Below are 22,167 nucleotides of genomic sequence, written 5' to 3'. Positions count from 1 at the left end.
CTCAGCCTTCCTGGAGGGTGGTGAGGCCGTGCCGGATGAAGACGGGAACGAGATCGCCGATCCGGTCGAAGCCGGGACCGACGGTCTGGCCGAGAGTGAAGCGGTAGTGGATGCCCTCCAGGATCACGGCGAGCTTGAACCAGGCGAACGCCGTGTACCAGGAGATGGCGGTGGTGTCCCGGCCCGAGCGGGCCGCGTACCGCTCGATCAGTTCGCCGGGCGCCGGATGGCCCGCCGCGCCCGCCGTCGTGCTGACCGGAGAAGCCGTCAGCTCCAGCCGCGCGCTGTACATCACCAGCAGCCCCAGATCCGTCAGCGGATCACCGAGAGTGGACATCTCCCAGTCGAGCACCGCCTTGATCCGGTCGTCCTCGCCGATCAGGACATTGTCGAGCCGGTAGTCACCATGGATCACGGTGGGTGCGGGCGAGACCGGCAGCGAACGCGCCAGGCCCGTGTGCAGCTCGTCGATACCGGCCAGCTCACGATCGCGTGAGGCGTCGAGCTGCTTGCTCCAGCGGCGGAGCTGCCGGTCCAGAAAACCGTCCGGACGGCCGAAGTCGCCCAGGCCGACCTCCGCCGGGTCGACCGCGTGCAGCTCGACAAGCGTGTCGAGGAGTGCCAGGACGGCGGCGCGAGTGCGGCCGGGACCGAGCGGCGCGAGCTGCTCGGCCGTACGGTACGGCGTGCCCGCCACATACTCCATGACATAGAACGGAGCGCCGAGGACGCTCTCGTCCTCGCAGAGCAGCAGCGGCTCCGGGACCGGCACGGCCGTCGGATGCAGCGCCTTGATCACGCGGTACTCCCGCCTCATGTCATGGGCGGTGGCCAGCACATGACCCAGCGGTGGCCTGCGGACCACCCAGCGCCGTGCGCCGTCGCTGACGGAGTACGTCAGATTCGACCGGCCGCCCTCGATCAGACGCGCGTCGAGCGGTCCGCTCACCAGGCCGGGGCACGCGCGGTCGAGATGGCCGCGCAGCCGCTCGGGATCGAGTCCTGGCGGCGGGACTGGGCTCATCGTGCGTACCTCCATCAGTGGCCGTACAGCCGGTCGGTGTTCATGATGCCGACCAGTCGGTATGCCGTCCAGTCTCCCTCCGCGCCGCCAGGGAGCGTCCGTGCCGGTCCGGTGGGGCCACTGGTGTCACGGCCGTATCGCTGAATAGAGTTCACGTATGAATACCGCGCTGCTTATCGACGAGGTCAGGCTCACTCCGATCCTCATAGCCGATCCGCCGCTGCTCAACACGCAGGGCGTCCACCAGCCGTACACGCCACGGCTCATCGTGGAAGTCGTCACGCGTGGTGGCGTCACCGGCATCGGTGAGACATACGGCGACGGGAAGTACCTGGATCTCGCCCGTCCGCTCGCCGAGGCGCTGCCGGGCCGGCCGGTCAGCGATGTGAACGGACTGTTCGCTCTCGCGAGCGAGGTGTGCGGCGACTCACGCGGCCCGGACGAACGGGCCGACGCGAGTCGCGTGGACGCGGGCGGGCTGCGCGGCGTGCAGACCGCCGACAAGCTCCGTCTCTCCGTCGTCTCCGGCTTCGAGGTCGCCTGTCTGGACGCGCTCGGCAGGACACTCGGCCTGCCGGTGCACGCGCTGCTCGGCGGCAAGGTCCGCGACTCGGTGGAGTACAGCGCCTATCTCTTCTACCGCTGGGCCGAGCACCCGGACACCGGCGAGAAGGACGACTGGGACGCGGCCCTCGACCCGGCCGGCATCGTCGCCCAGGCCCGGCGCTTCGTCCGCGACCACGGCTTCTCGTCGTTCAAGCTCAAGGGCGGCGTGTTCGAGCCCGAGCAGGAGATCGCCGCGGTCCGGGCACTCGCGGAGGCGTTCCCGGGCCGGCCGCTGCGGCTCGATCCCAATGGCGCCTGGTCCGTGCCGACCTCCCTGCGTGTCGCCGACGAACTGGCCGATGTCCTCGAATATCTGGAGGACCCGGCGAGCGGCACGGAGCTGATGGCGGAGGTGTCCGCCGGTACGTCCGTGCCACTGGCCACCAATATGTGTGTGACCACCGTCCCGGAGATCGCGGAGGCGTTCTCCCGTGACGCCGTCCAGGTGGTGCTCTCGGACCACCACTACTGGGGCGGACTGCACCGGACGCGTGAACTCGCCGCGGTCTGCCGCGCCTTCGGCGTCGGACTGTCCATGCACTCCAACACCCACCTCGGCATCAGCCTGGCCGCGATGACCCAGGTCGCCGCGACCGTCCCGAACCTCGACTACGCCTGCGACAGCCACTATCCGTGGCAGACCGAGGACGTCATCACCGCCCGGCACATCTTCCGGGACGGGCGGCTCGACGTGTCCGACGCGCCGGGACTCGGGGTCGAACTCGACCGGGAGAAACTCGCCGTACTGCACCGGCGCTGGCTCGACGACGACGGCGCGATGCGCGAGCGCGACGACGCCGCCGCGATGCGGAAGGCCGACCCGGCCTGGACGACGCCGTCGATCCCGCGCTGGTGAGCGACCTGACACACCGCCGTATGAGTCGGTGTCAGGCGTGACAGGCCACGGGCACGCCGCCGTTCATCACCGCCATGTCGGTGAACACGGCGGTGGCGTCCAGCGGCGAGCCGTCCGGCTCTCCGTCCAGCTCGGCGTACGCACGGTGCAGATTGGCCACCAGCCGCTCGCTCTCACGCAGCTTCGCGAACTCGCCGAGATCGGCCCGGCGCGCGGCCTCCAGCGGAGTGAGGCCCTCGGCGTGGCCCTCCCTGGCCACCTCGGTGACATACCGCAGATAGCTCTCCGTCGTGTCGTACGCCGACGGGTCGGTGATCGGTCCGTGGCCCGGCACGACGGTGGTCGCGTCCAGCGAGCGCAGCAGCTCCAGCGCCCGCAGCGAACCGGCCAGCGAGCCCATCGGAACGAACGGCGTACCGCCCTCGAAGATCAGATCGCCGGTGAAGACGATGCCGCTCTCCGGCAGATGCACGATCGAGTCGCCGATGGTGTGCGCCGCACCGGGATGGATGACCCGTACCTCGATCGCACCGACATGCAGCGTGAGACGGTCGTTGTACGTGAGGGTCGGAGCGGTGATCCGGATATCACCGAAGTCGGTGCCGGGCCACACCAGATGGAGCTGACGGCCCGCCGCGAACTGCTCACTGCGGCAGGCGTCATGGCCGATCACGGTGGCCTCCGGCACGAACACGCTGTTGCCATAGGTGTGATCGCCGTGGTGATGCGTATTGACCAGAGTGCGCGGCAGCGGCACACCGGACGCCACGATCGCCTCGCGCAGCAGCCGGGTCCGCCGCTCGGTCGCCGTGGTGTCGACAAGCAGCGTCGACTCTCCGTCACTGATGAATCCGGCGTTGTTCAGACACCAGCCACCGTCCGGCTGAACATAGGCATGGACCTCAGGTGAGAGCCGGACGGTGTAAGGATCCATGGCAGGCATCGGGATTCTCCCTGGTCAAGGCAGGATGTTGATCCCGAGCCTGCCAGTTGGCCGCGGTCCGGGCAAAGGCGGGGTCCAGTGAGCCGGGCGCTCGCGCGGCCCGCGCCACGGAGCGGGCCGGCCTCCGCGTGATCACACCAGGACGGCGACCGCGAACAGGGCCAGCAGGACGGTGCAGCCCGCCGTGGCCGCCGCCGCACGCGGCGACAGCGGCCGGGGCCTGACGGCGGCCAGCGCCAGCGCGCGCCGCTGCGCCACGGCCAGAAAGCCCAGCCAGACCAGAGCGCTCAGAGCGCACGCGACCACTCCGGCCGCCGTGCCTCCCGTATGCACCGCCTGCCGGGCGGCGAGCAGGGTCACCACGGTCAACGAAAGCGTCGTACGCCGCCAGGCCAGCCAGGTCCGCTCGGGCTGGAGCCCGGGATCGCGCGAGTGGCCCGCGTCCGCGTCCTCCTCGGCGCGCGGACCTCCCTCGTGGTCCGGGTCCCGGCCCGCCGCGGCCGTCACCCGGCCCGGCCCAGCACCACGACCACCAGCATCGCCACCGCGACCAGCCCCACCAACAGACTCAGCAGCGCCGGGAAACGGGACACCGGCAGATTCTCGCCGCGCCGCATCGCACGCTCGCAGCGCACCCAGTGGTTGACCGCGCGCAGCGCGCACAGCGCTCCGGCCGCGAGCAGCGCCACCGCGAGACCGACCCGTACACCCCAGCGCAGATCCGGCAGGAACTGGTCGACCGCGAAGCCGCCTCCGACCAGCGCGAGCGCGGTCCGGATCCACGCCAGAAAGGTGCGCTCATTGGCCAGCGAGAACCGGTAGTCAGGCGTCTGGCCCTCGTCGCCGACGCGCTGCGGCGCGAGCCACAGCCGCAGCGTGCGCACAAAGTCGGTCACCACTCGCAGCCTACGCATGGAACGCTTTCAGCCGCTCGTACGCCGCGAGTCCGTCCGGCACCCACTCCCACGCGCCGAGCCGCCGCTCCAGCTCCGCCACCGGCAGAAAGGCATGCCAGGCGACCTCCTCCGGCTGCGGGTTCACCGGCAGCGCGCAGCGGACCTCGTACACATACGACCACCAGCTCCGCGCGCCGTCCGGCGACTCGTACAGGAACGGGAAGAGCGGTACGGGCCGAGGCAGCCCGGACACTCCGAGCTCCTCCTCCGCCTCCCGCAGCGCCGCCTCGTCATAGCTCTCGCCCGCGCCGACGACACCGCCCACGAACATGTCGTACAGAGAAGGAAAGACCAGCTTGACGGCGGTCCTGCGATGGACGAAGACCCGGTCCTCGGCGTCGCGCGCGAGGATGAAGACACAGCGATGGCGCAGGCCTCGCGCGTAGACCTCCCCGCGTGGCGCCTGTCCGACCACACGGTCGTTCTCGTCGACGATGTCCAGGATCTCGTCTGCCGCACTCATGTCCGCCATCCAATCAGGCCGTGGCCCGCCGGGGATTACCGGACAGCGCTTGGCGCGGGACTGTTGACTCGTTACTCGCGCGTACCGAAGATCGGACCACGCACTCGCCCGGTGAAGGACGGAAGCCCATGGCGTACGACGCTGATGTGATCGTGATCGGGGCGGGCCTTTCCGGCCTGGTCGCCACCGCCGAACTGGCCGACGCGGGACGCTCCGTCATCCTCCTCGACCAGGAGCCCGAGCAGTCGTTCGGCGGACAGGCGCACTGGTCCTTCGGCGGGCTCTTCTTCGTGGACTCGCCGGAGCAGCGCCGTCTGCGTGTCAAGGACAGCCGGGAACTGGCCCTTCAGGACTGGCTCGGCACGGCGGGCTTCGACCGGCCCGAGGACCACTGGCCGCGTGAATGGGCCGAGGCGTACGTCGACTTCGCGGCGGGCGAGAAGCGCGCCTGGCTGCACCGGCAGGGCATGCGCTTCTTCCCGGTGGTGGGCTGGGCGGAGCGCGGCGGATACGACGCCACCGGCCACGGCAATTCCGTGCCGCGCTTCCACATCACCTGGGGCACCGGGCCGGGAGTCGTCGCACCGTTCGAACGGCGGGTGCGCGAAGGTGTCGCCAAGGGCCTCGTGTCGTTGCGGTTCCGGCACCGGGTCACCGGTCTCGGCAACTCCGCCGGCGCCGTCGACACCGTCAGCGGCGAGATACTGCGGCCGAGCGCCGCCGAACGCGGCACCGCGAGCAGCAGGGCGGTCACCGGAGCCTTCGAACTCCGGGCGCAGGCCGTGATCGTCACCTCCGGCGGCATCGGAGGCAATCACGATCTGGTGCGCGCCCAGTGGCCCGAGCGGCTCGGCGCTCCGCCGCGCAAGATGCTCACGGGAGTGCCCGCGCATGTCGACGGTCTGATGCTCGGCATCACCGAGGCGGCCGGTGCCCACCACATCAACCGGGACCGGATGTGGCACTACACCGAGGGCATCGAGAACTGGAAGCCCATCTGGACCGGCCATGGCATCCGTATCCTGCCGGGCCCGTCCTCGCTCTGGCTCGACGCGCGCGGCCGGCGGCTGCCGGTGCCGCTCTTCCCGGGCTTCGACACGCTCGGGACGCTGGAACACATCATGAGAACCGGCTACGACCACACCTGGTTCGTTCTCGACCAGCGCATCATCGGCAAGGAGTTCGCTCTCTCGGGCTCCGAGCAGAACCCGGATCTGACGGGAAAGTCGGTCCGCGATGTGATCGCCAGGGCGCGCGCCGACGTACCGGGACCGGTCAAGGCGTTCATGGACAAGGGCGTGGACTTCGTCGTCGAGAAGGACCTGGGCGCGCTCGTACGCGGAATGAACGCGCTCACCGAGGAGCCGCTGATCGACGAGGCCGCGCTGCGCCGTGAAATCACCGCGCGCGACCGGGAGACAGCCAATCCCTTCACCAAGGACCTCCAGGTCACGGCGATCAGAGGAGCCAGGAAGTATCTGGGCGACAGGCTGATCCGCACCGTCGCCCCGCATCGCGTCCTCGACCCCGCGGCCGGCCCGCTGATCGCCGTACGGCTGAACATCCTCACCCGCAAGTCGCTCGGCGGCCTGGAGACCGACCTGTCCTCCCGCGTCCTCACCGAGGCCGGCGACCCGCTGCCCGGGGTGTACGCGGCGGGCGAGGCGGCCGGCTTCGGCGGCGGCGGCATGCACGGCTACCGCTCCCTGGAGGGCACGTTCCTGGGCGGCTGTATCTTCTCGGGCCGCGCGGCGGGCCGGGCGGCGGCCGGGGCGGTCGGCTGACCGGCCCGCCGCGCGCCTCGGCGGGCCGGTGACGGTCGGTCAGCCAAAGGTCGGCAAGGTCGAGAAGGTGTGCACCACGGGCGCCTCCGACCAGAAGAGGGCGCTCGCCGACGGGACGTCGTATGTGTACGACGCGGCAGGCAACCGTCTGATCGCTTCTACGGCGGGCTCCCGCACGCTCTACCTGGACGAGACCGAGCTGAGCGCCGACGCCAACGGGGCCGTCGCGTACTGCCGGCGCTACTACGGCCTCGCCGGCGCTCCCGCCGTGCTGCGTCATTCCAGCCGGGGTTCGGCGGCCACCACTCTGGTCGCGATGGTCACGGACCAGCACGGCACCGCTGTCGCCAGTGTCAATCTTGCCGCGGGACAGACTGTCCAGCGGCAGAAGACCGACCCGTTCGGCGTCGAACGCGGCAGTGGCTCCGGAACGTGGCTCTCGCACCGTGGCTATGTCGGAGGCGGGGACGACAACGGGAGCGATCTGACCCATCTTGGTGCCCGCGAATACGACGCCTCCACGGGCCGGTTCATTGCGGCCGACCCGGTACTCGACATCGGTGATCCGCTGAGCCTCAACGGCTACGCGTATGCCAAAAACAATCCGGTCACACTGAGCGACCCGACCGGCCGCACCATCTGCGACGTCAATCCCGAGCTCTGCAATCATCCGACATCGTCCGGATCCGGCGGGCGGGGCCACTGACCCGCCGTGCCGGGACGCTGGTCAGGGCGGTGCGTTCAGATTTTCTCTACGAGGTTCAAGGCGGGCCCCACCCGCATTGGCTGACCGTCGTCGCCGACAAGCCCGCCGTTCGCTCGGGAGGCCAGCCGCCCCGGCAAGGGAACGGTCCAGGACTGCGAGAGCGGCAACCGGCCAGATTGCCGGGATGACCGGAACCGGGCTCCTGGCGGAGCAAGTTGTCGCCCACGACCGTCCTACGGCCGGATCGCAGGCACATGGCCGACCAGGGGGCCGACCCTCACGCCCGCCGCCGGACTCGCCGAGGGCGGTGGTCGGTGTTGCCTCCGGCGGGGGCGAAGCTCCCGGCCGCCCGTCGGGGGCCGACTCCTCCCGCCCTGGCCCCGCGCCGCCAGACTGGGCGACTCACCAGCCCGGCCGTGCGCTGCCTCTCCCGCTCGGGCCCGATCCTGCCGAAAGAAGCCGACCCTGCGCCGCCTCGGCAGGTTGCCGATGGTTTGCGGGCGGCGCCGTGGCAGCAGGACGAAGGGGGGCGTACCGGGGGTGTGCGACGCTGGAGCGGCTGCGGTCGTGGCGACGGCACACAACCTGAACTGCGAAGTCGCGCTCTCGCACCCCGTGCCATATATCATCGGTGCTATGGACAGCGGGCGGTACTCGATCGAGATCGAGCCGGAGGTGCGGCTGTGGCTGGAGAACATTCCCGCCCATCACTACAAGCAGGCCGAACGCGTCGCCGACCTGCTCGCCGAGCAGCCCACCACGCTCGACGAACCGCACTCTCGCCACCTGGGCGGCAAGCTCCGCGAGCTGCGCTTCCGCCTGGGCGATGCCCATCAGCGGATCACCTACTGGCTGGCGCCCGGCCGACGTGTCGTGCTGCTCACCGTGTTCCGCAAGACCAAGATGCGCGAGCAGGCCGAAGTGGACCGCGCTCACGCCGCACAGCGATTGTGCGAGGCAGAGCATGAAGCCGCCGCCGAGCACGACCTCTACAGCCGCGACCTCAAGGAGAACCGATGAACCACAGCGAATGGAGGACCCGTCGCCACCGCCAGCTGCTGGGCGAACACCTGGACGCTGACCCCGAGTACGACCGGGTTTACGAAGAGGCCGGCCTCGCCATGACGTTGGGCAAGGCCGTCTACGACCGGCGTAAGCAGCTGGGCCTGAGCGAGGCCGACCTCGCCGATCGCATGCACGTCGGCGTCGATGACATCGAAGGCATCGAGACGGCCACCGAGCTGCCGCCCATCGCAGTCATCATGCGCCTGGCCCGCGCATTGGACCTCACGGTGGACGTACACCTCGCCGGCGGAGACGAGCCCACCGTCTCCATCGTCGCCCCAGCGGCCTGAGGCGGGGAGGAACCATGCAGGAGCCGCCTTCCGCGCTCGCCCGTGAGCTCGGGCAACTTGTCCACGACCGGCGCATCGAGCTCGGGCTGTCTCAGGCCGAGCTGGCCGAGCGGTGCGGGATGAAGCAGCCGCAGATCTCCCGCTTCGAAGGCGGTGGGACCGTGCCCACGCTTCCCCTCCTGCGCCGCCTGGCTCAGTCTCTCGGCGCAGACCTGACCATCAGCCTCACCCCGCACGACGAAGCCGCTTGACGCGCATTCGGAATTCCTGGAATTCCCCAGGCGGTGTAGACCACTGACGGCAGTAGTGACGATAACACCAGCACACAAGCACGAACATCCGGTGACTGTCAAATCGCCCGCTGACCAGCAAACTTGCAGGTAGGAGCGGCCTGGCCTGCACACGTACTATGTGCTGGCGGGGGCCACGCCGGTCCTGATGCATAACTGTGGCGGATCCGTTTCTGGCATAGGTCGATATGCGACTGTGCTAACGGTGGTAAGCCCGCAATGATGCGGGGGCCCAAGCCAGCAGGTACGGGGCCGCATAACTTGAAGATCTCCGAGGTTGGTGACCAGGTAGCGGATGGCCAGGTGATTGCGGGAGGTGGCAGCTTGCCTGAAAGGGAGTTTGCTACGCCCGGGGGATTCAAGGGTTCCCGTCGCCTCGATGTTCTAGTGCAAAGGCCAGATGGCATTATGTATGGGATCAATGTTGGAAAACAGACGATGCGATCTGGTGCCCCCCATCAAGCGAGAAGCGGAAGCGCTACAGGATCTTGAAGGCAGCGGGATCGAAATGCACTTCGTCGCCTAGCGGGTCGCAATGAAAGTAACGCTTCAGTTCCATGGTGATCGCCGAGAGATCTACGTGATGGTTTGGGAGTGGGCCCGCGAGTCGGGGATGCTCCTAGTTGAGGAGCGCTTCTTCCCCACCTACGAGTTGCAACAGGTAGGTGGGGTGGGGGAAGTCAGCGGAATGTCAAGCGGAAACAGCGACGTTGATCGCATTTCCCTGAATCCTTCTCCTGTCGATCTGAGTGCCACTTCATCTCGCGATTATGCGCAGAAGAATCCGGATTCCCTGTTTATCACCCTTGGTGAGCAGTCAGACGACATTCTCAAAGAGTCGTTCCTCGCCGCTATGACCGATGACGCGACACTCGTGAAAGTCTGGAAAAGGTTGCGGGAGCGTGCGAGGAAGTCTATGTGTAAGGGAGCATGGGCGGAGAACACCATGTCGGGTGCTCAATCGCGGGTGGCCAGTCATTACTACACCGAAAAGGCCAAACAGCTTGCGGAAGTAGGAGTGGTTCCCATAGGCGGAACAGGCTGGATCAAATATCGGTTTGACTAGCCTGTGCCGCCTGACTGGCGGAATATCCCTGGCGTAAGCCAGAAGCCCCGCCGGATTTCATTCCGGCGGGGCTTCTTGAGTTTGACGGCAACGGTGACGGCAACGTCAGCGGACGGCTGCTGCGGCGGATGAGTCGTCGGGGTCGTCGTCGGCTGTTCTGAGGACCCCGCCCAGGCTGTCGATGGCTTGGCGTTGGAGCGGAGTCGGACGTGTGCGTAGACGGTCGCGGTGACGCCGATGTGGGCGTGGCCGAGGAGTTCTTTGATCACGACGAGTTCGACGCCTTGTTCCAGGAGCAGTGTGGCGGTGGAGTGTCTGAGGTCGTGGAAGCGGATGCGGCGGATGCCGGCCTTGCGGAGGAGCGTGGTAAAGATGCGGGTGAGGCTGGTCGGGTTGATCGGTCTGCTCCGCTCATTTGCGAACACGCGCCCGTTGTCCTCCACGTGGCGGCTGCCTCGTCGCGCTCGTGCTGCTGTTTGTGGTGGGGGAACTGGCGTGAGGTATGTCCAGGTGGCGTGGAGCCGCGAACTTGAGGATGAGTAAATTCTGTACCTGAACGAGCTCGGTGAAGATGAGCTTGAGGCCCGGAAGATTCAATCTTCAGTGGGCCAACTCTGGACGACCTGTGGAATGTCAGATCCAGAGTTGCTATCCGGGAAAGACAGGTCACGGCATGGACGTAGGCGCGGATCGCCTCGATGTCGCGATGATACTGGTGGGAGCGGTGATGATGGACGTCGAGCTACTCATGGATCAGTTGGGGAGAGCTGGCGTCACCGTTATCCTCAAGGTTGATCACGAGCGTATGCAAACAGGTCATAAGCCTTGGACGATGGTGATGTCAGGGCCGGGGCTGGGTGAACGAGAATTGATTCGCACAGACGCACCCACTCTGCAGAATTGTCTGAAGTATTCTCTTCGCGAGCTGAGCACATGTCCCGGTGATTGGGGATGGCTGGAGCTGTATTCGTCGACATAGGGGAGAGTGTCGATCGCCTGGCGCTGGAGGCGGAGCCGGATATGGGCGTAGACGGTGGCGGTGACGCCGTTGTGCGCGTGCCTCCGGCGGTTCCTTGACGCCGACGAGCTCGACTCCCTGCTCCAGAAGCGGAGTTGCGAGCGGATGCCGAAGGTCGTGGAAGTGGATGCGGCGGAGGCAGGTGATACAAAGAGTTCTTTTGCGTGTTCCATGCCTGTGAGAGAAGAAGGTCGAAGTGTCAGTCACCACCGGTGTGATTTCTGAAAGATCGAGTCGCTTCCTGGAGGAAGGCGAAACGGTCAGGCGCGTCTATCTGGCGCAGGGCGGTATCAACCCCTGGGCCCAGGTCGGGTTCTTCGTCGCCGGGCTGGTGCTCGTACGCGTGGTGGCCATGGCCGCCGGAGCGGATGGCAATCTCGGGCTCTTCGGCGGCGTCCTCGGCGGTGTGCTGGGCGCGGCCGTGGCCGCCGCGCTGACGACCCGTCGCGTTGTCGCCGTCACCGACCGGGCCGTTCTGCTCCTGTCCTACGGCCGCTTCGGCGCCGTGAAGCCGAACTCGGTGGTCGCCAGGCTCCCCAAGGGGACGCGGATCGGGGAGCTTTCAGGCACATGGGCCAAGACCGAGATCGCCGGAGAGAAGCTGTGGATCCACAAGAAGTGGCACGGTGACGCCGCCGCCTTCGAGCCGCGCATCGGCTGAGCTTCCGACGCGTAAGCGCCCGGCACCCGGGCCGGCCGACGCGTTCGCGCGGCTGCCCGGAGTGCGGTACGGGACAGCCCTGAGCCCGGGCCGGGCGGCGGCCGGGGCGGTCGCTGACGATTCGTCAGCGGCCGCGCCCGCGCCGGGGCCCCTACAGCCGTTCCGCCACCCGGAACCTCTCCACGACGACCAACGTCCCGTCGTGGACCGTGAACTCCGGGTCGCCCAGCGCCTCGCGCATCTCCTCGCTGTGCCAGAACCTCTCGTGCGCCGCGCGCCAGCCCGCCACCGTCGTATAGCCCTCGCCTTCGTCCAGCGCGTGCCGGAGGTCCACCTCGCCCAGCGGCAGCACTCGTACCTCCGTGAGTTCGATCACCGCGACCTCGCACCCGGCCGAGTCGATCAGCGCCAACCGCTCGCCGACCGGCGGCAGTTCCTCCCGCTCCGCCTCGTACTCCGCGAGCAGTCCGGTCGTCGAGACCTTCTCCGCGGCGAGGACGGCGGCGACCAGCCGGTCCCGCGGCGGGCCGGGAAAGGCGAGCAGGAACGGCGGCAGCGGTTCGCGGTTCTCCATGAGAGCCACCTTACGAGTCACGGTGGCCGAAACACGTCCGAGCTGCGGCGCAGCAGCCGCGCGCGGGCTTCCGGCGGCTCGGGACGGCTCAACCCCGGCCGTCCGTCTGGACAGTTGGCTGCATCTTGTAACAAGTCAGCTCTTGACGGGAAGCCTTGCCTACCGATTGGCTGTGCGCGATCATCGCTCATTCGTGCCCTGGAGGATTTCGCGGATGTCTCCGCCTCCGCCACCCCTGGGCCGCTCGCGAAGACGTGGTTCACGATCCGACCAGTTCTTCGATCCGGCCCTCGATGACGCCGAACTCGGCGCTGTAAGAGACCAGCTCGCCCAAGGCCGCTGGTCCGAGGCCCGCACCCTGCTCGCGGATACCGGCGACGACTGGGACCGCCGCGGCCACCGTGTCGTCGTCCTCGCTCAGGCCCCCGGCGCACTCGCCTGGACCCGCGACTGGCTGCTCGTCGAACCGGAGAGTCCCGACGCGGCCACCCTGCTCGCCTGCGCCACCGTCTTCGGCGCCCTGCGCGGCAAGGAACGCGAACAGCAGGCGCAGGACACCTGCCGCGACGCGATACGCCGGGCTCCCGCCGACCCCACGCCCTGGCTCGGGCTGCTGCTCCTGGCCCGTACGCTCGGCACGGACGAAGAGACCTCGCAGCTCTTCGACGAGGTGAGGACCCGCCACCCGGACCATCACCACGCGCATCATCTGATGGCCGCGCGGCTCGCCGAACGGCACGCCGAAGCGGGACAGGATCCGCTCCACGAGGTCTACGACTTCGCGGCCTGGGCCGCCGAACAGGCGCCCGCCGACTCGCCGCTCGCGATCCTTCCCGTGGTGGCCCACGCCGAGCGCTATCGGGTCCTCGCCGCCGCGGGCCATGAGCCGGCGGACCCGGCGGCCTCCGCGCACTGGACCGGGCGCCGCGCCCGTCAGGTGCTGAAGGTGGCCTTCGACTGGTGGCTGGAGTGGGAGAGCGAAGAGCATCCGCGTAATCGCGTCGATCTCAACTTCCTGGCCCACGCCCAGTTCTACGACGGACGGATCGCCGAAGCCGCCGCGCTGTTCCACCGGATCGGCCCGCACATCACCCGGGCCCCTTGGTCATATCCGGACCGCGACCCCCACAAAGCCTTTCTCGCCGCGCGCGACGCAGCGCTCGGCTCCGGCTGAGCATTCGTCCGCCGGTTCGCACCGCCCACCAGACCGCACCTATCGATGCGCGCAACCGATTCCCGAAAGGAAGCCCCTGTCATGTCGACGGGCAGTTCGAGTACGAGCGAGATCAATACCTACAAGGGGCAGGAACGGGCACTGCGCGCGAACCGCCTCGGCACGGTGGGCCTCCTGCTGTCCGTGCTTGCCGCGAGCGCGCCGATGCTGGTCGTCGCCGGCGTCATGCCCACCGTCTTCGGCGTCATGGGAGTCGTCGGCCAGCCTCTGCTCTATGTGATCCTCGGCGTCGTCCTGGTGCTGTTCAGCTTCGGCTACGCGGAGATGAGCCGGCATGTGCACAACGCGGGTGCGTTCTACGCGTACATAGCGCGCGGTCTCGGCCCCACCGCGGGCGCCGGTGCCTCGCTGGTCGCTCTTGTCGCGTACAGCGCCATGCAGGTCGGCATCTACGGCATCCTCGGCTTCGAGATCTCCGGACTCTTCGCCACCTACCTCGACATCACCGTCGTCTGGTGGGTGCCGGCCCTGGCGGCCGCCCTGGTCGTCGGCCTTCTCGGCTGGCTCAAGATCGACCTCAATGCCAAGGTGCTCGGCGTCCTGCTGCTCATCGAGTGTCTGCTGGTCGTGATCTTCGACATCGCCGCTGTCGCCGATCCGAGCAAGGAGGGCCTGTCCCTGGAGGCGTTCAACCCGGACACCCTGGCGGGCGCCGGTCTCGGAACGGCTCTCTGCTTCTGCATCGCCGCCTTCGTCGGCTTCGAACAGGCTCCGGTCTACGCCGAGGAGACCAGCCGTCCCCATGTCGTCGTCTCCCGTGTCATGTTCCTGGCCGTCGGTTACGCCGCGCTGTTCCTGGCCTTCAGCGCCTGGGCGGTGACCGTCGCCGCCGGTCCGGACTCCGTGGTCGCCGAGGCCGGGGAGCAGGGGCCCGGACTCCTCTTCGGACTCACGGAGAGCCGTCTTGGTACGACGTTCACGGACGTTCTGCATGTCCTCTTCGTGACCGGTATGTTCGCCGCGCTGCTCAGCTTCCACAATGTCGTCGCGCGCTACGCCTTCGCGATGGGACGGGAAGGTCTGCTGCCCGCCGCCTTCGGCCGGACCAGCAAGTCCAGCGGCGCACCCGCCTCCGGCTCCGTCCTCCAGTCCGCGGTCTCCGTCGCCGTCATCCTCGCTTTCGCCCTCACCGACGACAAGCCGACCGGTGATCCCACGGCGCCGGTCCTGCACCTGTTCACCTGGATGGGCAACGTCGGCGCGCTCGGGGTCATCCTGCTGATGGCCGCGGCCGCTTTCGCCGTCATCGCCTTCTTCGTACGCCGTGGAGCAGGCGGTCCGCAGGCGCCGCGGCTGGTGGCCTCCGGCCTGTCCGGTATCGCGCTCATCGCGATCGCCGTCTACACGGTGAAGGACTTCGACGTCCTCGTCGGCGCCGGCCCCGGCTCCGCGCTGAACTGGGTACTGCCCGGCATCATCGTCCTCGCTCTGGTCGGTGGAGTGGTCTACGGACTGGTGCTGCGTTCGGTCAAGCCGGAGGTGCACGCCCGCATCGGGCTCGGCAACGAGGCGTTCCAGCTCGAAAAGGCCGCCGAGTCGGAGACGGCCGCCGTCTGACGACGATGTGGCGAATCTGACGAAAGTCTGACGAACACCCGCGGCCCCTGGCTTCTGGAGGCCGCGGGTGTTCGAATCAGTAGGTGAACCCTCAACAGCGTGAGCCCGAGGGCGCGACGCCCGAAGGCACGCCGGTCGGGCGCCGTGTGGTGCTCTCCATGCTCGGCCTCGGCGCCGCCGGACTCGTCACGGCGCCCTATCTCCAGCGCGGCCTCGAAGCGTTCCTCGGTTCGGCCGCCGACCAGGACCCGACGGGCCTGACCGGACTGCTGCCCAACGGCGGCGGCTTCCGCTACTACTCGGTCACGGCGTCCGTGCCCCGCAAAGGCCCGGACAACTACCGGCTGAAGATCGACGGCCTGGTCGACCGGCCCGCCACATACACCCTCGACGCGCTGCGGAGGCTCCCGCAGACCCGGATCGTCCACGACGTCCAGTGCGTCACCGGCTGGCGCGTCCCGGGCACTCCGTTCGAAGGCGTACGGCTCTCACAGCTCCTCGACGCCGCGGGAGTACGCGCCGGGGCCAAGGCGATCCGCTTCACCTGCTTCGACGGCGCGTACAGCGAGAGCCTCACGCTCCAGCAGGCCCGCCGGGACGACGTCATGGTGGCGCTGAAGATGCAGGACAAGCCCATCGGGCACTCGCACGGCGGCCCGGCCAGGCTCTATGTGGCGCCGATGTACTTCTACAAGTCGGCGAAATGGCTCTCCGGGATCTCCGTCACCTCCGACGTTCAGCCCGGCTACTGGGAGGAGCGCGGTTATGACGTCGACGGCTGGGTCGGCCGGTCCAACGGACGCAGTGACACCCCCACCGTCTGAGCCCACCGACCCCACACGGCGGCGCTTCAGCCGCGCCGAGCGCTGGGTGCACCGCACCACCGGCGTGCTGATGCTGGTGTGTGTGGTGAGCGCGGCCTGTCTGTACGTACCGCAGCTCGCCGAACTCGTCGGCCGCCGCTATCTCGTCGTCACCGTTCACGAGTGGTCGGGACTGCTGCTGCCGGTGCCCGTCCTGCTCGGTCTGGGCTCCCGGGCGTTCCGCGCGGATCTGCGCCGGCTGAACCGCTTCCTGCCGCACGACCGCGAGTGGCTGCGCGCCGTACGGCGGCGCGACGCCCGGCCCGGCTCCCGGCCGGCCGGGAAGTTCAACGCCGGGCAGAAGGTCTACGCGGCGTGGATCGCGGGCGCCGTGCTGGTGATGCTCGGCACGGGTCTGCTGATGTGGTTCACCGGGTTCGGTCCGCTTCTGTGGCGTACGAGCGCCACCTTTGTGCACGACTGGCTGGCCCTCGCCATCGGCATCGTGCTCATCGGACACATCGGGATGGCGTACGGCGATCCGCAGGCGCGGCGCGGGATGCGCACCGGATCGGTGGAACGCGGGTGGGCGGAGCGGGAGCACTCCTTGTGGAAGGAGGACTGACCCGCCCCGCCCGGCCCTGACCCGCCCGGCCGTGCGGCGCCGTGCCGCGCGGCGGTCGCTACAGGATCAGCGAGAGCAGCAGGACAAAGCCGAGGCCGACCACGGAGATGATCGTCTCCATCACGGACCAGGTCTTGATCGTCTGGCCGACATTCATTCCGAAGTACTCCTTCACCAGCCAGAACCCGGCGTCGTTGACATGGCTGAAGAAGAGTGAGCCGGCACCGATCGCCAGGACCAGCAGCGCGGTGTGCGTGGTGGACATGTCCGCGGCCAGCGGCGCCGCCAGGCCCGCCGCGGAGATGGTCGCCACGGTCGCCGAGCCGGTGGCCAGCCGGATCGCGACGGCGATCAGCCAGGCCAGCAGCAGGGCCGGGATCGACCAGTCCTTGGAGATGTCGAGGATCATCTGGCCCACACCGGCGTCGATCAGCGTCTGCTTGAAGCCGCCGCCCGCGGCGACGATCAGCAGCACACTGGCGATCGGAGCGAGGGACTTCTCGACGGTCGAGGAGATCCGTCCCTTGGTGAACCCGGCCGCGCGGCCGAGGGTGAAGATGCCGACGAGTACGGCGGCGAGCAGCGCGATCAGCGGCGAGCCGATGACGTCGGTGACCCGCTGAAGAGTGTTCTCCGGATCGTCGACGACGATGTCCACGAGCGCCTTGACCAGCATCAGCACGACGGGCAGCAGCACGGTCGCGATGGTCGCGCCGAAGCTCGGACGCTTCTCCAGATCCTCCGAGGCGCGCTGCGGGATCATCCGGTCGGGAGCCGGGATGTCGACCCAGCGCGCGGCGTAGCGGGAGAACAGCGGCCCGGCGATGATCACGGTCGGAATGGCGACGACCACACCCAGCGCCAGCGTGATGCCGAGGTTCGCGCCGATGGCGTCGATCGCGACCAGCGGTCCCGGGTGCGGCGGGATCAGGCCGTGCATCACGGAGAGGCCGGCCAGTGCGGGGATGCCGATCCGCATCAGGGAGTAGTTGCCGCGCTTGGCGACCAGCAGCACCACCGGGATCAGCAGCACGATGCCGACCTCGAAGAAGAGAGGCAGACCGATGACCGAGGCGATCAGCACCATCGCCCAGGGCATGGCCCGTCCGCTCGCCTTCGCGAGAATCGTGTCGACGATCTGGTCCGCTCCGCCGGAATCGGCGAGCAGCTTGCCCAGGATCGCACCGAGCGCGATGAGCACGCCGACGCCCGCGACCGTGGAGCCAAGACCGGCGGAGAAGCTGGTGATGACCTTGTCCAGCGGGGCGCCGGCGAAGGCACCGAGCGCCAGTGAACCGATGGTCAGCGCCAGAAAGGCGTGCAGTTTGAAGACAGTGATGAGGATGACGATGACGGCGATGCCGGCGAGGACCGCTATGCCCAGTTGCGCGTTGGCCGCCGAGGTGATCGGTTCGGCGGCGTCCGCTGCCAGCGTCTCGACGCTGAGACTGCTCACGGAGACTTCCTTCAGTTCTTGAGCCGGCGCAGCGCGGCGACGGCCCGTTCGGTGATTTCTTCCGGGGTGCCGGACACATCGACGGCGACACCCGCTTCGTCGGCCCCGAGGTTCTCCAGCGCGGCGTACTGCGAGTCCAGCAGTGTGGTCGGCATGAAGTGCCCCTTGCGCTCCGACATCCGCCGCTCGATGAGCGCCCGGTCGCCGGTGAGATGGAGGAAGACGGCGTCGGGCGCGGCGGCCCGCAGCCGGTCGCGATAGACGCGCTTCAGCGCGGAGCTGCTCACCACCCCGCCGAGCCCGGCCCGGCCGTGCGCCCAGGTGCCGATGGCGTCCAGCCAGGGCCAGCGGTCTTCGTCGCCGAGCGGTGTGCCGGCGGACATCTTGGCGATGTTCTCCGGCGGGTGGAAGTCGTCGCCCTCGGCGTACGGGACGCCCATCGCGGCGGCGAGCAGGGGGCCGACCGTGGTCTTGCCGGTGCCTGCCACGCCCATCACCACAACGACGTGGGGGGTGCTCATTGCTGCCTCGCTGTCTTCGTCGACATCGGTCCGTCGCGCTACTGAAACGCATTAGGTACGACTTATTCAAGACACTGTGATGAAAACGTCGTACTTTTTAGCCGTGATCCACGCACCGTAGGCTGGCCCCATGACCACAGAAGGCCGGGGCCTGCATACCCGTGTGCTGGACACCCTCGGTCTCGCCATCACCGCGGGCGAATACCCGCAGGGCAGCGTTGTACGGACCGACGAGGTGGCTCAGCGCTTCGACGTCTCGCGCACCGTGGTCCGCGAGGTGGTCCGCGTCCTCGAATCCATGCATCTCGTCGAGTCCCGGCGCCGGGTGGGCGTGACCGTACGGCCCACCGAGGAGTGGAACGTCTACGATCCCCGGGTCATCCGCTGGCGCCTCGCCGGCACCGACCGGCCCCGGCAGCTCCGCTCACTGACCGTGCTGAGGTCCGCCGTCGAACCGGTCGCCGCGGGTCTCGCCGCCCGCCACGCCACGCCCGAGCAGTGCGCCGCACTCACCGAGCGGGCACTCGGGATGGTGGCCACCTCACGGGGCCGCAGGCTGGAGGAGTATCTGGTCCACGACATCGCCTTTCACCGGGTGGTGCTGAACGCGTCGGGCAACGAGATGTTCGCCCGGCTCGGCGATGTGGTCGCCGAGATCCTCACCGGCCGGACGCACCATCAGGTGATGTTCGACGATCCGGATCCGGCCGCCGTGACCCTGCATGTCGGGGTCGCCGAGGCCGTCCGGGAGGGCGACGCGGTCCGGGCCGAGGAACTGACCCGGGAGATCGCCGTCGGCGCCCTCCAGGAACTGGACGTGCTGGCTCCCTGACGGGCCCGCCGCATCCGCTCCGTGCTCCCGTACACGCACGCCCCGTCACTCGACGGCGCTCCGGCACGGGATAGTGGTGGTCGACGAACCGTACGAGGTGTGAGGAAAGGCAGGTCCTGGCATGGCGCAGCAGGTGCGAGGGGTCATCGCTCCCGGCAAGAACGAGCCGGTGCGGGTCGAGACGATCGTCGTACCCGACCCCGGCCCCGGCGAGGCCGTGGTGAAGGTGCAGGCGTGCGGCGTCTGCCACACCGATCTGCACTACAAGCAGGGCGGGATCAACGACGACTTTCCCTTCCTCCTCGGCCATGAGGCCGCGGGCGTGGTGGAGTCGGTCGGCGAGGGTGTCACCGAGGTCGCGCCGGGCGACTTCGTCATTCTCAACTGGCGTGCCGTGTGCGGCACCTGCCGGGCCTGTCTGCGCGGCAGGCCCTGGTACTGCTTCAACACCCACAACGCGCGGCAGAAGATGACGCTGACCGACGGCACGGAGCTCTCTCCGGCGCTCGGCATCGGCGCCTTCGCCGAGAAGACCCTGGTCGCCGCGGGCCAGTGCACCAAGGTCGACCCGAATGTCTCGCCGGCCGTGGCGGGCCTGCTCGGCTGCGGTGTGATGGCCGGCATCGGCGCGGCGATCAACACCGGCCAGGTCGGCCGCGGCGACTCCGTCGCGGTCATCGGCTGCGGCGGCGTCGGTGACGCGGCCGTCGTCGGCGCACGGCTCGCGGGCGCGGCCCGGATCATCGCCGTCGACATCGACGACCGCAAGCTGGAGACGGCCAGGGCGATGGGCGCCACCCACACCGTCAACTCCCGCTCCACCGACCCGGTCGAGGCGATCCGCGAACTGACCGGAGGGTTCGGCGCGGATGTCGTCATCGAGGCGGTCGGCCGTCCGGAGACGTACCAGCAGGCCTTCTACGCCCGCGATCTGGCCGGGACCGTCGTCCTGGTCGGTGTTCCCACTCCCGAGATGAAGCTCGAACTGCCGCTGCTCGACGTCTTCGGCCGCGGCGGCTCCCTCAAGTCCTCCTGGTACGGCGACTGTCTGCCGTCCCGCGACTTCCCGATGCTCGTCGACCTCCATCAGCAGGGCCGTATCGACCTGTCCGCCTTCGTCACCGAGACCATCGGCCTCGGCGATGTGGAGAAGGCCTTCGCCCGGATGCACGAGGGTGATGTCCTGCGCTCGGTCGTGGTGTTCTGATGAGCGCTCGTATCGACCATCTCGTCACCTCGGGAACGTTCTCGCTCGACGGCGGCACCTGGGACGTCGACAACAACGTCTGGATCGTCGGCGACGACTCCGAGGCGATCGTCATCGACGCCGCCCATGACGCCGAGGCGATCGAAGCCGCGCTCGGCGGCCGTACCCTGCGCGCCATCGTCTGCACCCACGCGCACAACGACCACATCGACGCCGCTCCGGCCCTCGCCGCCTCGACCGGCGCGCCCGTCCTGCTGCACCCGGCCGACATCCCGCTCTGGAAACAGACCTATCCGGAGCAGATCCCGGACGGTGAGCTGACCGACGGCGCCACGCTCACGGTCGCCGGCACCACGCTGACGGTCCTGCACACGCCCGGACACGCACCGGGCGCGGTCTGTCTCCACGCTCCCGGGCTGGCCACGGTCTTCACCGGCGACACGCTCTTCCAGGGCGGCCCGGGCGCCACCGGTCGGTCCTTCTCGGACTTCCCGACGATCATCGACTCCATCCGTGACCGGCTGCTCGTCCTGCCGCCGGAGACCGTGGTGCGTACGGGCCACGGCGACACGACCACCATCGGCGCCGAGGCACCCCATCTGGCGGAGTGGCTCGCCCGGGGTCACTGAGGAACCGGCCGCTCCGGCCACCGGGCGAGCCGCAGCCGGCTCTCGAAGCGGAACGGCTCGCCCGTCACCGGATCGGTGAACTCCAGCACCTTCGCCAGCAGTTGGAGCGGCCGGGAGTAGTCCTCGGGTCCGGCAGGCAGGACGACCGGATAGACGGGGTCGTCGACCAGCGGCAGGCCCAGGCCGCTCATATGGACACGAAGCTGATGGGTACGGCCGGTGGCGGGCAGCAGCCGGTACCGGCCGAAGCCGCCTCGCCGCTCGACCAGTTCGACACGGCTCTCGCTGTTCGGCTCGCCCGGCACCTCGCGGGCGGCCATCACGCCGGGATCCTTCTCGATCCGGCTGCGCACCGTGACCGGCAGCGGGACTCCGGGATCGTACGCGGCCACCGCCTCGTACTCCTTGCGCACCCGCCGGTCCCGGAAGAGCGTCTGATACGCGCCGCGGTCACCGGCCCGTACGACAAAGAGCGCGAGTCCCGCCGTCAGCCGGTCAAGGCGGTGCGCGGGCTGGAGCTCCGGCAGTCCCAGATCGCGCCGCAGCCGGGCCAGCGCGGTCTCGGTGATATGCGACCCGCGCGGTGTGGTGGCCAGGAAATGAGGCTTGTCGGCGACCACGATCCGCTCGTCCCGGTGGACGATCCCGATCTCGAACGGCACCCGCTCCTCGACGGCGAAGTCCCGGTGAAACCAGAGATACCGCCCGGAGGTGTACGGCTCGTCCGCGACGACCGGCCCGTCCGTCCCGACGAACCGTCCCTCCCGGAACATCGCCTCGACCCGCTCGACGCCGATCGCCGAGCCGAACCGCGCCACGAGATGATCGCGCACCGTCGGCCATACGCCATCGGGATCCGCCGGCAGCCGCAGACGCACCGGATCGATCCCGTCCCGCTGCGGGAGCGGCGAGGCCGGCGGGGTTCGGTGTCTGCGTCCCACGGGTCCCCGTATCTTTTCCGGTCTTCTCCGGCTCACCGGGCGTCAAGTCCGGCGAGTCTA

General features: G+C 68.8%; 23 protein-coding genes and 3 pseudogenes. 15 read left to right on the top strand and 11 right to left on the bottom strand.

Annotated features, from left to right (window positions below):
* Position 1: 1 nt before the first annotated feature.
* Positions 2 to 1,024 carry a phosphotransferase family protein gene (locus PV679_RS07960; protein WP_319679354.1) on the bottom strand — a complete coding sequence of 341 codons (1,023 nt, stop codon included), beginning with the start codon at positions 1,022 to 1,024 and terminating at the stop codon, positions 2 to 4.
* Positions 1,025 to 1,181: 157 nt separating this feature from the next.
* Between PV679_RS07960 and PV679_RS07955 the strand changes: the two genes are divergently transcribed.
* Positions 1,182 to 2,486, top strand: a complete 1,305-nt coding sequence (locus PV679_RS07955) for a glucarate dehydratase family protein (RefSeq protein WP_319679353.1) — start codon at positions 1,182 to 1,184, stop codon at positions 2,484 to 2,486.
* 31 nt (positions 2,487 to 2,517) lie between these two features.
* On the opposite strand, the gene PV679_RS07950 is transcribed toward PV679_RS07955, so the two are convergent.
* The 4 genes from PV679_RS07950 to PV679_RS07935 form a co-directional block, all read right to left on the bottom strand.
* A complete protein-coding gene (locus PV679_RS07950; RefSeq protein WP_319679352.1) occupies positions 2,518 to 3,429 on the bottom strand; it encodes an MBL fold metallo-hydrolase in 912 nt (303 codons plus the stop codon).
* A gap of 132 nt (positions 3,430 to 3,561) precedes the next feature.
* Positions 3,562 to 3,936: a DUF202 domain-containing protein gene (locus PV679_RS07945; RefSeq protein WP_319679351.1), complete on the bottom strand. Its 375-nt coding sequence runs from the start codon at positions 3,934 to 3,936 to the stop codon at positions 3,562 to 3,564.
* The gene (locus tag PV679_RS07940; protein ID WP_319679350.1) at positions 3,933 to 4,325 is read right to left on the bottom strand and encodes a YidH family protein; all 393 of its coding nucleotides are present in this window, start codon (positions 4,323 to 4,325) and stop codon (positions 3,933 to 3,935) included. The genes PV679_RS07945 and PV679_RS07940 overlap by 4 nt, the downstream gene beginning before the upstream one ends.
* Positions 4,326 to 4,335: 10 nt before the next feature.
* Positions 4,336 to 4,848 carry an NUDIX domain-containing protein gene (locus PV679_RS07935; protein WP_319679349.1) on the bottom strand — a complete coding sequence of 171 codons (513 nt, stop codon included), beginning with the start codon at positions 4,846 to 4,848 and terminating at the stop codon, positions 4,336 to 4,338.
* A gap of 128 nt (positions 4,849 to 4,976) precedes the next feature.
* Here PV679_RS07935 and PV679_RS07930 point away from each other — a divergent pair, with 128 nt between their 5' ends.
* The 6 genes and pseudogenes from PV679_RS07930 (at position 4,977) to PV679_RS07905 (ending at position 10,049) form a co-directional block, all read left to right on the top strand.
* Positions 4,977 to 6,632, top strand: coding sequence for an FAD-binding dehydrogenase (locus PV679_RS07930; protein ID WP_319679348.1), 1,656 nt, complete (start codon positions 4,977 to 4,979; stop codon positions 6,630 to 6,632).
* A gap of 28 nt (positions 6,633 to 6,660) precedes the next feature.
* The gene (locus PV679_RS07925; RefSeq protein WP_319679347.1) at positions 6,661 to 7,338 is read left to right on the top strand and encodes an RHS repeat-associated core domain-containing protein; all 678 of its coding nucleotides are present in this window, start codon (positions 6,661 to 6,663) and stop codon (positions 7,336 to 7,338) included.
* Between the two features lie 636 nt (positions 7,339 to 7,974).
* Complete coding sequence (locus tag PV679_RS07920; protein ID WP_319679346.1) at positions 7,975 to 8,358, top strand: type II toxin-antitoxin system RelE/ParE family toxin; 384 nt, start codon at positions 7,975 to 7,977, stop codon at positions 8,356 to 8,358.
* Positions 8,355 to 8,693 (top strand): helix-turn-helix transcriptional regulator, encoded by a 339-nt coding sequence (locus tag PV679_RS07915; RefSeq protein WP_319679345.1) that lies wholly within the window; start codon positions 8,355 to 8,357, stop codon positions 8,691 to 8,693. Before PV679_RS07920 ends, PV679_RS07915 begins: the two co-directional genes overlap by 4 nt.
* A gap of 35 nt (positions 8,694 to 8,728) precedes the next feature.
* Positions 8,729 to 8,944 (top strand): annotated as a pseudogene (locus PV679_RS07910) (helix-turn-helix domain-containing protein); the annotation flags it as partial.
* A 574-nt stretch (positions 8,945 to 9,518) separates the two neighbouring features.
* Positions 9,519 to 10,049: a hypothetical protein gene (locus PV679_RS07905; protein ID WP_319679344.1), complete on the top strand. Its 531-nt coding sequence runs from the start codon at positions 9,519 to 9,521 to the stop codon at positions 10,047 to 10,049.
* Between the two features lie 105 nt (positions 10,050 to 10,154).
* Here PV679_RS07905 and PV679_RS07900 read toward each other — a convergent pair.
* Together PV679_RS07900 and PV679_RS07895 are read right to left on the bottom strand one after the other, a co-directional pair.
* Positions 10,155 to 10,548 (bottom strand): annotated as a pseudogene (locus PV679_RS07900) (tyrosine-type recombinase/integrase); the annotation flags it as partial.
* A 317-nt stretch (positions 10,549 to 10,865) separates the two neighbouring features.
* Positions 10,866 to 11,205 (bottom strand): annotated as a pseudogene (locus PV679_RS07895) (tyrosine-type recombinase/integrase); the annotation flags it as partial.
* Between the two features lie 58 nt (positions 11,206 to 11,263).
* On the opposite strand from PV679_RS07895, the gene PV679_RS07890 reads away from it, so the two are divergent.
* Positions 11,264 to 11,728, top strand: a complete 465-nt coding sequence (locus PV679_RS07890; RefSeq protein ID WP_319679343.1) for a hypothetical protein — start codon at positions 11,264 to 11,266, stop codon at positions 11,726 to 11,728.
* Positions 11,729 to 11,879: 151 nt separating this feature from the next.
* On the opposite strand, the gene PV679_RS07885 is transcribed toward PV679_RS07890, so the two are convergent.
* Complete coding sequence (locus PV679_RS07885) at positions 11,880 to 12,302, bottom strand: ASCH domain-containing protein (protein ID WP_319679342.1); 423 nt, start codon at positions 12,300 to 12,302, stop codon at positions 11,880 to 11,882.
* Between the two features lie 214 nt (positions 12,303 to 12,516).
* Here PV679_RS07885 and PV679_RS07880 point away from each other — a divergent pair, with 214 nt between their 5' ends.
* The 4 genes from PV679_RS07880 to PV679_RS07865 all read left to right on the top strand — a co-directional run bounded on the left by PV679_RS07880 (position 12,517) and on the right by PV679_RS07865 (position 16,521).
* Positions 12,517 to 13,476: a hypothetical protein gene (locus tag PV679_RS07880; RefSeq protein WP_319679341.1), complete on the top strand. Its 960-nt coding sequence runs from the start codon at positions 12,517 to 12,519 to the stop codon at positions 13,474 to 13,476.
* A gap of 81 nt (positions 13,477 to 13,557) precedes the next feature.
* Positions 13,558 to 15,093, top strand: coding sequence for an APC family permease (locus PV679_RS07875; protein ID WP_319679340.1), 1,536 nt, complete (start codon positions 13,558 to 13,560; stop codon positions 15,091 to 15,093).
* 158 nt (positions 15,094 to 15,251) lie between these two features.
* Entirely contained in the window at positions 15,252 to 15,917 is a 666-nt protein-coding gene (locus tag PV679_RS07870) for a molybdopterin-dependent oxidoreductase (RefSeq protein WP_319679455.1), read from the top strand.
* On the top strand, positions 15,859 to 16,521 hold the full coding sequence (locus tag PV679_RS07865; protein ID WP_319679339.1) for a cytochrome b/b6 domain-containing protein: 663 nt from the start codon (positions 15,859 to 15,861) through the stop codon (positions 16,519 to 16,521). Before PV679_RS07870 ends, PV679_RS07865 begins: the two co-directional genes overlap by 59 nt.
* Positions 16,522 to 16,579: 58 nt before the next feature.
* Here the strand turns inward: PV679_RS07865 and PV679_RS07860 are convergent, their stop codons facing one another.
* Entirely contained in the window at positions 16,580 to 17,977 is a 1,398-nt protein-coding gene (locus tag PV679_RS07860; RefSeq protein ID WP_319679338.1) for a gluconate:H+ symporter, read from the bottom strand.
* Between the two features lie 11 nt (positions 17,978 to 17,988).
* Positions 17,989 to 18,498, bottom strand: a complete 510-nt coding sequence (locus PV679_RS07855) for a gluconokinase (protein WP_319679337.1) — start codon at positions 18,496 to 18,498, stop codon at positions 17,989 to 17,991.
* A gap of 130 nt (positions 18,499 to 18,628) precedes the next feature.
* On the opposite strand from PV679_RS07855, the gene PV679_RS07850 reads away from it, so the two are divergent.
* The 3 genes from PV679_RS07850 to PV679_RS07840 all read left to right on the top strand — a co-directional run bounded on the left by PV679_RS07850 (position 18,629) and on the right by PV679_RS07840 (position 21,166).
* Complete coding sequence (locus PV679_RS07850) at positions 18,629 to 19,330, top strand: FadR/GntR family transcriptional regulator (protein WP_319679336.1); 702 nt, start codon at positions 18,629 to 18,631, stop codon at positions 19,328 to 19,330.
* 121 nt (positions 19,331 to 19,451) lie between these two features.
* The gene (locus PV679_RS07845) at positions 19,452 to 20,537 is read left to right on the top strand and encodes an S-(hydroxymethyl)mycothiol dehydrogenase (protein WP_319679335.1); all 1,086 of its coding nucleotides are present in this window, start codon (positions 19,452 to 19,454) and stop codon (positions 20,535 to 20,537) included.
* On the top strand, positions 20,537 to 21,166 hold the full coding sequence (locus tag PV679_RS07840; protein WP_319679334.1) for an MBL fold metallo-hydrolase: 630 nt from the start codon (positions 20,537 to 20,539) through the stop codon (positions 21,164 to 21,166). Before PV679_RS07845 ends, PV679_RS07840 begins: the two co-directional genes overlap by 1 nt.
* On the opposite strand, the gene PV679_RS07835 is transcribed toward PV679_RS07840, so the two are convergent.
* Complete coding sequence (locus tag PV679_RS07835) at positions 21,160 to 22,107, bottom strand: pseudouridine synthase (protein ID WP_319679333.1); 948 nt, start codon at positions 22,105 to 22,107, stop codon at positions 21,160 to 21,162. The genes PV679_RS07840 and PV679_RS07835 overlap by 7 nt on opposite strands.
* Positions 22,108 to 22,167: the final 60 nt, after the last annotated feature.

This window comes from Streptomyces sp. AK02-01A, assembly GCF_033795305.1.
Classification (GTDB): domain Bacteria; phylum Actinomycetota; class Actinomycetes; order Streptomycetales; family Streptomycetaceae; genus Streptomyces.
The sequence above is the reverse complement of the archived record's forward strand: the minus strand, read 5'-3'. Positions and strand labels throughout refer to the sequence as shown.

Excerpts from the sequence above, each read along its gene's own strand:
- PV679_RS07960 (WP_319679354.1), bottom strand. The coding sequence starts at position 1,024 with ATGAGCCCAGTCCCGCCGCCAGGACTCGATCCCGAGCGGCTGCGCGGC.
- PV679_RS07955 (WP_319679353.1), top strand. The coding sequence starts at position 1,182 with ATGAATACCGCGCTGCTTATCGACGAGGTCAGGCTCACTCCGATCCTC.
- PV679_RS07950 (WP_319679352.1), bottom strand. The coding sequence starts at position 3,429 with ATGCCTGCCATGGATCCTTACACCGTCCGGCTCTCACCTGAGGTCCAT.
- PV679_RS07935 (WP_319679349.1), bottom strand. The coding sequence starts at position 4,848 with ATGAGTGCGGCAGACGAGATCCTGGACATCGTCGACGAGAACGACCGT.
- PV679_RS07930 (WP_319679348.1), top strand. The coding sequence starts at position 4,977 with ATGGCGTACGACGCTGATGTGATCGTGATCGGGGCGGGCCTTTCCGGC.
- PV679_RS07920 (WP_319679346.1), top strand. The coding sequence starts at position 7,975 with ATGGACAGCGGGCGGTACTCGATCGAGATCGAGCCGGAGGTGCGGCTG.
- PV679_RS07915 (WP_319679345.1), top strand. The coding sequence starts at position 8,355 with ATGAACCACAGCGAATGGAGGACCCGTCGCCACCGCCAGCTGCTGGGC.
- PV679_RS07905 (WP_319679344.1), top strand. The coding sequence starts at position 9,519 with ATGAAAGTAACGCTTCAGTTCCATGGTGATCGCCGAGAGATCTACGTG.
- PV679_RS07885 (WP_319679342.1), bottom strand. The coding sequence starts at position 12,302 with ATGGAGAACCGCGAACCGCTGCCGCCGTTCCTGCTCGCCTTTCCCGGC.
- PV679_RS07880 (WP_319679341.1), top strand. The coding sequence starts at position 12,517 with ATGTCTCCGCCTCCGCCACCCCTGGGCCGCTCGCGAAGACGTGGTTCA.
- PV679_RS07875 (WP_319679340.1), top strand. The coding sequence starts at position 13,558 with ATGTCGACGGGCAGTTCGAGTACGAGCGAGATCAATACCTACAAGGGG.
- PV679_RS07870 (WP_319679455.1), top strand. The coding sequence starts at position 15,252 with ATGCTCGGCCTCGGCGCCGCCGGACTCGTCACGGCGCCCTATCTCCAG.
- PV679_RS07865 (WP_319679339.1), top strand. The coding sequence starts at position 15,859 with ATGACGTCGACGGCTGGGTCGGCCGGTCCAACGGACGCAGTGACACCC.
- PV679_RS07855 (WP_319679337.1), bottom strand. The coding sequence starts at position 18,498 with ATGAGCACCCCCCACGTCGTTGTGGTGATGGGCGTGGCAGGCACCGGC.
- PV679_RS07850 (WP_319679336.1), top strand. The coding sequence starts at position 18,629 with ATGACCACAGAAGGCCGGGGCCTGCATACCCGTGTGCTGGACACCCTC.
- PV679_RS07845 (WP_319679335.1), top strand. The coding sequence starts at position 19,452 with ATGGCGCAGCAGGTGCGAGGGGTCATCGCTCCCGGCAAGAACGAGCCG.
- PV679_RS07840 (WP_319679334.1), top strand. The coding sequence starts at position 20,537 with ATGAGCGCTCGTATCGACCATCTCGTCACCTCGGGAACGTTCTCGCTC.